This window comes from Pseudoalteromonas sp. EB27, from assembly GCF_001974875.1.
Classification (GTDB): domain Bacteria; phylum Pseudomonadota; class Gammaproteobacteria; order Enterobacterales; family Alteromonadaceae; genus Pseudoalteromonas.
In genome coordinates, this window is sequence record NZ_MTQD01000011.1 from 183,481 (window position 1) to 193,715 (window position 10,235).

The following is a 10,235-nucleotide window of genomic DNA, read 5'->3' on the forward strand; positions in this document are numbered from 1 at the left end:
CTTAAATGCTTTGTGCTTTTAACTAAAACTATACTGATTCAGGAATCAAAAAAGGCTGCACAATGCAGCCTTTTTTATTTTACAGTAAGATTATGAATCTAACTTGTATAAACACAAATGTAATTAACCTACATTTTTACGTGCATTACGGAACATACGCATCCACGGGCTATCCTCGATCCACTCATCAGGATGCCAAGAGTTGGCAACGCTTCTGAATACACGTTCTGGATGCGGCATCATTACAGTGGCGCGACCATCAGTTGACGTAATACCTGTAATACCTTCTGGAGAACCATTAGGGTTAGCTGGGTACTGCGTTGTAGGGTTACCGTAGTTATCTACAAACTTAACCGCTACAGTGCCGCTATTAAGCGCCGCTTTAATAGCTGCATCGTTTGCAAACTCAGCATGACCTTCACCATGAGAAACCGCTATAGGCATACGCGAGCCAGCCATTCCATTAAAGAACACAGACGGATTCTCTTGTATTTCTACTAAACTAAAGCGTGCTTCAAAACGCTCTGATTTATTAGTTACAAAACGCGGCCAATGTTCAGTTCCAGGGATCAACTCTTTTAATGTTGATAACATTTGGCAACCGTTACATACACCTAAGCTAAAGGTATCTTCACGGTGGAAGAAGTTTTGGAACTGATCGCGTGCCATGTCGTTAAACAAAATAGACTTAGCCCAACCTTCACCCGCACCAAGTACGTCACCGTATGAGAAACCACCACATGCCACTAAACCTTTAAATTGCTCTAGTGTTAAACGTCCTTCTAAAATATCGCTCATGTGTACATCAACGGCTGCAAAACCTGCGCGATTAAACGCTGCCGCCATTTCTAAATGAGAGTTAACACCCTGCTCACGTAAAATAGCCATTTGCGGTTTAGCACCGGTTGCAATGTATGGTGCAGCTATATCTTCGTTTAAATCAAAGTTAAGTTTTACATTTAAGCCTGGATCTTTTGCATCAAATTTAGCATCAAACTCTTGCTTAGCACATTCAGGGTTATCACGGCGTGCTTGCATTTGATACGTTGTTTCAGCCCAAATAGTACGAAGCTCAGTACGCGTATGATTAAGTACCGTATTTTCGCCACGGTTAAATATAATCGTATCATCACTGTTAAGCGTGCCAATGTTGTGGCTAATTGCTGCTATACCATGTTGTTCAAACACCGCATTTACTGCATCTAAATCAGCATTTGCTACTTGGATTACGGCACCTAGCTCTTCGTTATAAAGCGCTTCAATGTCAGAGCCTGTTAAAGCTGCTAAATCAATCGTTACACCGGTATGACCCGTAAACGCCATTTCAGCTACTGTGGTAAATAAACCGCCGTCTGAGCGGTCATGATAAGCAAGTAACTTACTATCAGCCACAAGAGCTTGCATTGCGTTATAAAAGCCTTTTAATAACTCTGGGTTATCAACATCAGGTGTTACATCACCCAATTGCTTATAAACTTGCGCAAGGCTTGATGCGCCCATGCGGTTTTTACCCGCACCTAAATCAACTAATATAAGCGATGTATCGCCTTTATCTGTGCGCAGTTGTGGCGTTACTGTTTTACGTACGTCGTCAACACGACCAAACGCAGTTATAACCAGTGAAAGCGGCGATGTTACTGACTTCTCTTGTGAGTCACCTTCATCTTTCCATGTCGTTTTCATCGACATAGAATCTTTCCCCACTGGAATCGTTAAACCAAGCGCAGGACAAAGCTCTTCCCCTACAGCTTTAACAGCTTCATATAAACCAGCATCTTCACCTGGGTGACCCGCTGCTGCCATCCAGTTTGCCGATAACTTAATGTTTTCAAGGCTACCAATATTTGCACAGGCAATATTAGTTAACGACTCAGCTACAGCTAAACGAGCAGATGCACCGTAATTAAGTAATGCAGCCGGAGTACGCTCACCGAGTGACATAGCTTCACCGTGGTAAGTATCATACGTTGCCGCAGTTACTGCACAGTTAGCAACAGGTACTTGCCAAGGACCGACCATTTGATCGCGCGCTACTAAACCCGTAACAGATCGATCGCCGATTGTTATTAGGAATGTTTTTTCTGCAATGGCTGGTAAACGCATTAAGCGCTGCGCTGCATCTGCAGCATTTATTGATGTGATATCAAGCGCTTTGCCAACAACTTGCTTTGACGTTACATCGCGGTGCATTTTAGGTGCTTTACCTAATAATACGTCCAGCGGTAAATCAACAGGGTTATTTTCAAAATGGCTGTCTGACACTGTTAAGTGAGGTTCAGCGGTTGCTTCACCAATAACAGCGTACTGGGCACGTTCACGCTTACAAATTGCTTCAAAGCGGTCAAAGTCCTCTACGCCGACAGCGAGTACATAACGTTCTTGTGATTCATTACACCAAATTTCGTGTGGTGCCATGCCTGGCTCATCGTTAGGAATGCTACGTAATTGGAACTTACCACCACGTCCGCCATCATTAACAAGCTCAGGAAACGCATTTGATAAACCGCCAGCACCTACATCGTGGATGAATGCAATTGGGTTTTCATCACCTAGCTGCCAACATTTATCGATAACTTCTTGGCAACGACGTTCCATTTCTGGGTTTTCGCGTTGTACTGAAGCAAAATCTAAATCTTCGTTTGATTGACCTGAAGCCATGCTTGATGCAGCACCACCGCCTAAACCAATGTTCATTGCAGGTCCACCTAACGCAATTAATTTAGCGCCTACAGGAATATCGCCCTTTTGAACATGATCAGAGCGAATATTACCTAAACCACCGGCAAGCATAATTGGTTTATGATAACCACGTACTTCTTCGCCATTATGGCTTGTTACTTTTTCTTCGTAAGTACGGAAGTAGCCTAATAAGTTAGGACGACCAAACTCATTATTAAATGCAGCACCACCTAGTGGACCTTCTGTCATTATATCAAGCGCGTTAACAATGCGACTCGGCTTACCAAAATCGCTTTCCCATGGTTGCTCGTAACCTGGAATACGTAAGTTTGATACAGTAAAGCCAACTAAACCTGCTTTTGGCTTAGAGCCACGACCAGTTGCGCCTTCATCGCGAATCTCACCACCAGAGCCTGTAGCCGCACCAGAGAATGGCGCGATAGCTGTTGGGTGGTTATGCGTTTCAACTTTCATTAGTATTTCAATGTCTTCTTGATGATACGCATATTCACCTTGCGCATTTGGGAAGAAGCGACCCGCTTTTGAGCCTTTCATTACTGCCGCGTTATCTTTATACGCCGACAATACATTTTCAGGATTTAACTCAAACGTATTTTTAATCATTTTAAACAGCGATTTTGGCTGCTCTTTTCCATCGATTGTCCAGTCAGCATTAAATATTTTATGACGACAATGCTCTGAGTTTGCTTGTGCAAACATAAACAATTCGATGTCGTTAGGGTTACGCCCTAACTTTATAAAGTTTTCTACTAAGTAATCTATTTCGTCATCAGCAAGGGCAAAACCTTGCTCAACATTAGCTATTGCTAATGCTTCGCGTCCGCCACCTAAAATATCAACAGACGACATTTGGCGTGGGGCATCACTGCGAAACAGTTGTACAGCATCTTCAAGCTCACTATGCGTGGCTTCGGTCATACGGTCGTGTAATAACGCAATCACTTGTTCAAGTTGTTCTGCGTTTAAGTCACCTTCAACATAATAAGCAATACCGCGTTCAACACGGTGAACCTGTTTTAAACCACAGTTATGGGCAATATCGGTTGCTTTAGATGCCCAAGGTGAGATGGTACCTGGGCGAGGTGTAACAAGTACAAGTTTGCCAGCTGGGGTATGCTCGGCAATAGTTGGACCGTAAGTTAATAGTTTTTCAAGCTTGGTTTGCTCAGAGCTACTCAACGGCGATGTTAAATCAGCAAAGTGAGCATACTCGGCGTATACGTTAGTGACTGGAAGTTGCGATTGTTGGCAACGCGCTAAAATTTTATTAACTCTGAACTCTGACAGTGCTGGTGCACCACGAAGGATCAACATAGGTAATTTCATCCGGGGTTAGGGATTGAACGATATTTTAGGCACGCATTATAGTCCAATTAGCATTCAGATTTAACTCAAAATTACGCTTTTCATAAAATTAACTTTTTAGCTTTATTTATAGCCGCTTTTGGTTAATAAAATAAAAGGTAAAGTGACGCGATGGCTTAGTTTTGCTATAACGGTGGCTGGCGAGCTTAAGGGGCACTCAATGTTTAAAGAAAAACTAATAATAATCATTACTTTAGTTATGCTGTTATGTGCATGCGATATGCAAGAGCAGCCAACTCAACTCGCCCAAATAAAAGAACAGAATAAAATTCGTGTGGGCACCCTTGCGAGTGCTAGTAATTATTATCAAGCCGTTCAAGGTGAACAAGGCTTTGAATATGAGTTATCTCAAGCCTTCGCCGAATATTTAGGTGTAGGGCTTGAAATAGTCCCTTTCTTTAACTTATCTGACATGTTTGAACGCCTTGAAAAGGGGGATTTAGACTTAATAGCCTCAGGCCTTACCTATAATAAAACCCGTGCAGAGCAATACCGCTATGGTCCGACTTACAGAACAATCAGTCAAAAATTAGTTTATAAACAAGGGCGCGTTCGTCCTCGAGAGTTTGATGACTTAGACGGAAACTTTACCGTTATAGCCAAAAGTAGTCACTCGCTTACTTTGCAAAAAATAAAGAAAAACAATCCTGATTTAACATGGACAGAAAGCGAAGAATTTGATGAGGAAGAACTTCTTCAAGCCGTTATTGATAGCGAGATAGATTATACCCTTGCCGATACACATACGCTTTCTTTATTTAGGCGCTACCATCCAAATTTAAGTATAGGATTTTCAGTTAGTCACAACGACTCAATTGCATGGATACTCAATAAATCAGATGACGACTCTTTATATGCGTTGTTGGTGCCATTTTTTGGGGACGTGAAGCAAAGTAACCAGCTCTACGTACTCGAAGAGAAATACTTTGGTCACGTGCGCCAATTTAATTATGTAAATACCCTTGCTTACATAGAAGCTATAAAAGAGACCTTACCAACATACCAACCATGGTTTGAACAATATGCAGGAAGCTTGGATTGGCGTTTGTTAGCCGCACTCAGTTATCAAGAGTCGATGTGGAATCCACGAGCAAAATCACCTACTGGCGTCCGCGGTATCATGATGTTAACACGCAGTACAGCTAAGCAGGTGGGTGTAACAAATAGGCTGGAGCCGGAACAAAACATTCGTGGTGGCGCTAAATACTTAAGCAAGCTTATTAAACGCATTCCTGACCGTATCCCGCAACCCGACCGCACATGGCTTGCTCTTGCCGGATACAACGTAGGTTGGGGGCACGTTAATGATGCCCGTATAATTACCGAGCAACAAGGCGCAAGCCCAGACAAGTGGGCTGATGTAAAAAAACGCTTACCACTGCTAATTAAAAAACGCTATTACCGTAAGACTCGTTACGGTTATGCTCGCGGAGATGTGGCTGTAAAGTATGTTGATAACATACGCCGCTATTACGATGCACTTGTTTGGTTAGATGAAAATGATGCTATTGTTACAGAACCTGAGCCAGAACCAATTACAGAGCTGAGCACTGATACCAAGCCAAAGCTAAATGAAACAAGTGAAGTAAAAAGTGAAGCAAGTGAAAAGCAAACAGAAAAAAAACAACCTATAATTGAGCCTAAACAGTTGAGCGGAAATAATAACTAAGATTAATATAAGTACCCGCTTATTGAGCATGTAAGTAAACAAAATTTAAGTAAATTAAATATCTGTTTACTTGTCATCAAATGATCACTAATGTGTATTAATTATATATCATTATTTTATAAGATATACCCTGTGCCTTTCTCACTCTTGCATTAGGAGAACACATGCTAAAACGTAGACGTACACAAAAATTAAAACGCAATGTCATTTATTCAACAGCTACACGTCGTCGTGTTATGTTGCGCAAGCTACACAAAAAAATAATCTGGCGCCGTCGCATGTTTGCTATGCAGCAAATGGAAGGTTCAGAAATCCAGCCAATCGTTAATTAAAGACTGGTAGCATCCCGAGCAGCTTTTTTAGCTGCTTTGATTTGCGCTCTTCTACGTTTAAAAAAATCCGAAATAGTATCACCGCACTTTTGTGCTAAAACACCACCACACACCTCAACTTGATGATTTAACCTAGGCTCTTGTAGTAGGTTCATTATTGAACCCGCAGATCCTGTTTTTGCATCGACTGCACCAAATACTAAACGCTTTATTCTGCTATGAACTAATAGCCCTGCACACATAGAACAAGGTTCTAATGTTACATACAGCGTGCAATCAATTAAGCGATAATTATTAAGTACTTTTCCAGCTTCTCGTACTGCAATCATTTCAGCATGTGCCGATGGATCGTTATCCGTTATTGAGCGATTGTATCCTACTGAAATTAGCTGGTTATCTTTTACGATAATCGCCCCCACAGGAATTTCATCAAGCTGCTCTGCTTGCTTTGCATACAAAAGCGCTTGTTCCATCCAGTAGGAATCATCAAATGGTTCGTTCATTATTTCTACTTAAATAACCTTTTATGCTGTAATTATACCTAGTTAGCACTCTAAAGTGCGCCATTCATTACTTTATTGCAAAAATAAAACAATATTTACCCGTTTGTAATGGCTCACTCGTGCTGATTTACGCTATAATCTCACGCTTTTTTTATTTAGCTCACAACACGGGTAGCAAATGAAATTTCCTGGACGCCGCAGGCATAAACATTATTTTCCAGTGGAAGCCAAAGATCCACTTACCAATCAACTTAACGCAACAGAGCGATTACAACGTAGTTATATTACGGGTATCGATCAGATCGTTGTTGATATAGAGGCAAAAGTTGATCAAGCTTTCCTTGACGAATTTCAACTACGTAGAGGCATGTCGCAAGTTATTGATAGCGATATAACAAACGCCTTATACGATCGTTTAAAATTAAACGATATGGTTGATTTTGAGTTTGCCGGTGGAACCATTGGTAACACTATGCACAACTACTCTGTACTTGCAGATGATCGCTCAGTTTTATTAGGCGTAATGAGCGAAAATATAAAAATTGGTAGCTACGCTTACCGCTTTTTATGTAATACCTCAAGCCGTGTAGACTTAAACTACCTTCAACCAGTTGATGGCCCTATAGGCCGCTGTTTTACATTAATTGATGAAACTGGTGAGCGTACTTTTGCAATAAGCGCAGGCTTAATGAATCACTTACGCCCTGAGTCTATCGATAAAGACCTTATTGAAAATTCATCAGCGTTAGTGATCAGTGCCTATCTAATGCGTACTCAAGGTAGTGAAACGATGACTGAAGCCACAATGCAAGCGGTTAAATACGCTAATGATGCAGGTGTGCCAGTTGTGCTTACACTCGGTACTAAGTTCTTAATTGAACAAGACCCTACCTGGTGGGCAAGTTTCGTCGAAAAGCATGTTGATATTCTAGCTATGAACGAAGAAGAAGGTTTAGCTATTACAGGTTTTGAAGATCCCCTTTTAGCTGCCGATAAAGCACTTGATTGGGTAGACTTGGTAATTTGTACTGCTGGCGAAAAAGGCTTATTTATGGCCGGCTACGTAGATGAAAGCTTAAAACGTGAAACTGAATACCCGTTACTACCAGGCGCTATACCTGACTTTAACCGTTACGAATTCTCACGTGCTATGCGTAAAGATGAATGTGATGAACCTATCAGAGCATATAGTCATACTGCCCCATTTATGGGTGGACCTGATTCAATCAAAAACACCAATGGTGCAGGCGATTGCGCATTAGCCGCTGTACTACATGATTTGTCAGCGAATGTTTACCATAAGCTTAATGTAGCAAACTCAGCTAAACATCAGCAACAAGCTATTACTTACTCGTCACTATCGCAAATTAGTAAATATGCTAACCGAGCTAGCTATGAAGTATTAGTTCAGCACTCTCCGCGTTTATCTCGCGGTTTACCAGAGCGTGAAGATTGCCTAGAACAGGTTTATTGGGAACAATAATTAATAGTTGGGAGCAATTTTTGCTCCCATCGGTTAACTAAAAAATAGAAATATCGAGTTTCTTAGATAGCAGTTCCAGCGCTGCTATTCCTGCAACAGAGTTACCAAACGAATTAAGTCCTGGAGAATACACTGCGACCGTAAACTTATTTGGTAATACGGCTAAAATAGTTCCTGACACTCCCGACTTACCAGGCATACCCACTCTGTAACCAAAATCACCCGCAGCATCATATAGACCACTCGTGAATAAAAGCGAATTTAGCTGCTTGTTTTGACGACTACTTAAAACACGATTACCCGATCGATTATCAACACCTTTATTAGCTAAAAAATTATAAGCTTTAGCTAATTCAATGCAATTAAGCTCTATAGAACAAAAATTAAAGTAAGACCATAAAACATCATCAACTTCATTTTCAAAATTACCAAACGACTTCATTAAATGTGCCATCGCGGCATTGCGATGCCTGAATTCATACTCAGAGTTAGCAACTTTTTTATCAATCACTATCCCTCTATTACCAGCTAACAACCTGAAGGTTTCGAGCATAGAATGCATTGGAGCAGATAAGCGGCTGTATAATGCATCACAGGTTACAATCGCACCCGCATTGATGAATGGATTACGAGGTATTCCCTTTTCAAACTCAAGCTGTGTAAGCGAGTTAAAAGCTGTACCTGAAGGTTCTTTTCCGACTCTCTGCCACAGTTCATCGCCATAACGTTGCAATGCCATTGTTAGCGTCATAACTTTAGAAACAGACTGGATGGTAAAGCGCTGAGAGCAATCCCCTGCACACACAGTTTCACCATCAGTTGTATAAATAGCGATAGAAAATTGCTCTGGATCCACCTCGGCAAGCGCCGGAATATAATCAGCTACTTTCCCTTTTGCTAATAATGGGCGTACTTCATATGCTATTTCATCAAGCACCTTTTGGTAATCAGCTGTAGGCAATCTAGACCTCTATATCGTCATTCATAAAAATTGAATTTTAGCACGCGAGAATAATCACACCTAGTTTTGTTGTCGAATTTAACGGTGAGATTTTACTAATACCAATCTGCTTATATATGGGGTCTATTTAACGTTAAGAAAATTACGCTAGAACTAGGCAAAAATTTTTATATCTAGTTGTTCTAAATAAAAAATTTTTAACGACGTTATAGTGCAATTTAATTCGTTAAATTGATCAAAGATTTATGCAGGTTGGTATAAATTTAAATAGAAAAAACCGTCATATTACTGTATCTGGTTTCTCTAAATTAAATCTTGGTAATATCATAGCGCCTACAGCGGTGGAGAGTCGCAGTGCAAATGCTACACATCCATTGTCGAGCAGGGGTTTTATGTAATTTTAGCGTCGTGAGTTGCTACGCTCGCCCGATCTACGTGATGGGTGTTGCTGTGAGTGTGTGTTAATTGCGCGTTTTCACTTTTCTGCATATATAAAAAAACCCAGATTGTTAGAACTGGGCTTTCTACAATTTAAAGCCTGAAATGTCGTAGTGCTCACAGCGGTGGAAAGTCACAGTGAAATGCTACACTATCTTTGTGTCGAAGCGGCCTTACTGCTGAGTTCGATATGGGCTCTGGCTATTTATTAAATCCCAGACAGCAAAAAACCCGTTACATTGCTGTAACGGGTTTCTCTTAATTAAATCCTGGTAATGTCCTACTTTCACATAACAAATGCTACACTATCATCGGCGCTGTTTCGTTTCACTACTGAGTTCGGCATGGGATCAGGTGGGTCCAAAACGCTATTTTCACCAAGAAAATTCTTTTCAATTTTCTTATTTTAATTATTAAGCTTAAAGTCCTTCGACTGAATTTGAAGCCTGGTAATGTCCTACTTTCACATAGCAAATGCTACACTATCATCGGCGCTGTTTCGTTTCACTACTGAGTTCGGCATGGGATCAGGTGGGTCCAAAACGCTATTGTCACCAAGCAAATTTGGGCGTTAATCCGTATCGCTACGCACTAACTGAATTTGGAAAATATCTGATAATATTTTTTAAGTCTTTCTAAGTAATATCTACTTTAGTTATATTAACTTCTGTCTAAACTGTCGCATAAAACGCGTTTGGCGTTGTATGGTTAAGCCTCACGGGTAATTAGTACAAGTTAGCTTAATGGCTCACACCACTTCCACATCTTGCCTATCAACGTTGTA

The 10,235-nt window shown here is 40.9% G+C and carries 6 protein-coding genes and 3 rRNA genes; 3 read left to right on the forward strand and 6 right to left on the reverse strand.

The genetic code is table 11. From position 1 onward, the window contains the following. Positions 1-123 precede the first annotated feature (123 nt). Positions 124-4,014 carry a phosphoribosylformylglycinamidine synthase gene (gene purL / locus BW142_RS13815; RefSeq protein ID WP_076925234.1) on the reverse strand — a complete coding sequence of 1,297 codons (3,891 nt, stop codon included), beginning with the start codon at positions 4,012-4,014 and terminating at the stop codon, positions 124-126. A gap of 211 nt (positions 4,015-4,225) precedes the next feature. Here purL and mltF point away from each other — a divergent pair, with 211 nt between their 5' ends. Together mltF and BW142_RS20740 are read left to right on the forward strand one after the other, a co-directional pair. Further along, positions 4,226-5,734 (forward strand): membrane-bound lytic murein transglycosylase MltF, encoded by a 1,509-nt coding sequence (gene mltF, locus BW142_RS13820; protein ID WP_076925228.1) that lies wholly within the window; start codon positions 4,226-4,228, stop codon positions 5,732-5,734. Between the two features lie 164 nt (positions 5,735-5,898). Further along, the gene (locus tag BW142_RS20740; RefSeq protein WP_166114740.1) at positions 5,899-6,066 is read left to right on the forward strand and encodes a hypothetical protein; all 168 of its coding nucleotides are present in this window, start codon (positions 5,899-5,901) and stop codon (positions 6,064-6,066) included. On the opposite strand, the gene tadA is transcribed toward BW142_RS20740, so the two are convergent. Next, positions 6,063-6,569 carry a tRNA adenosine(34) deaminase TadA gene (gene tadA, locus BW142_RS13825; protein ID WP_076925229.1) on the reverse strand — a complete coding sequence of 169 codons (507 nt, stop codon included), beginning with the start codon at positions 6,567-6,569 and terminating at the stop codon, positions 6,063-6,065. The two genes, BW142_RS20740 and tadA, sit on opposite strands and share 4 nt — an antisense overlap. Positions 6,570-6,747: 178 nt before the next feature. Between tadA and BW142_RS13830 the strand changes: the two genes are divergently transcribed. Beyond that, positions 6,748-8,052, forward strand: a complete 1,305-nt coding sequence (locus BW142_RS13830; RefSeq protein WP_076925230.1) for an inosine/guanosine kinase — start codon at positions 6,748-6,750, stop codon at positions 8,050-8,052. Between the two features lie 37 nt (positions 8,053-8,089). Here the strand turns inward: BW142_RS13830 and glsB are convergent, their stop codons facing one another. The 4 genes from glsB to BW142_RS13850 all read right to left on the reverse strand — a co-directional run. Then, the gene (gene glsB / locus BW142_RS13835; RefSeq protein ID WP_076925231.1) at positions 8,090-9,013 is read right to left on the reverse strand and encodes a glutaminase B; all 924 of its coding nucleotides are present in this window, start codon (positions 9,011-9,013) and stop codon (positions 8,090-8,092) included. 705 nt (positions 9,014-9,718) lie between these two features. After that, a 5S ribosomal RNA gene (gene rrf, locus BW142_RS13840) occupies positions 9,719-9,833 on the reverse strand. Positions 9,834-9,895: 62 nt separating this feature from the next. Beyond that, positions 9,896-10,010 (reverse strand): 5S ribosomal RNA (gene rrf, locus BW142_RS13845). Positions 10,011-10,155: 145 nt separating this feature from the next. Next, positions 10,156-10,235, reverse strand: a 23S ribosomal RNA gene (locus tag BW142_RS13850); the annotation flags it as partial.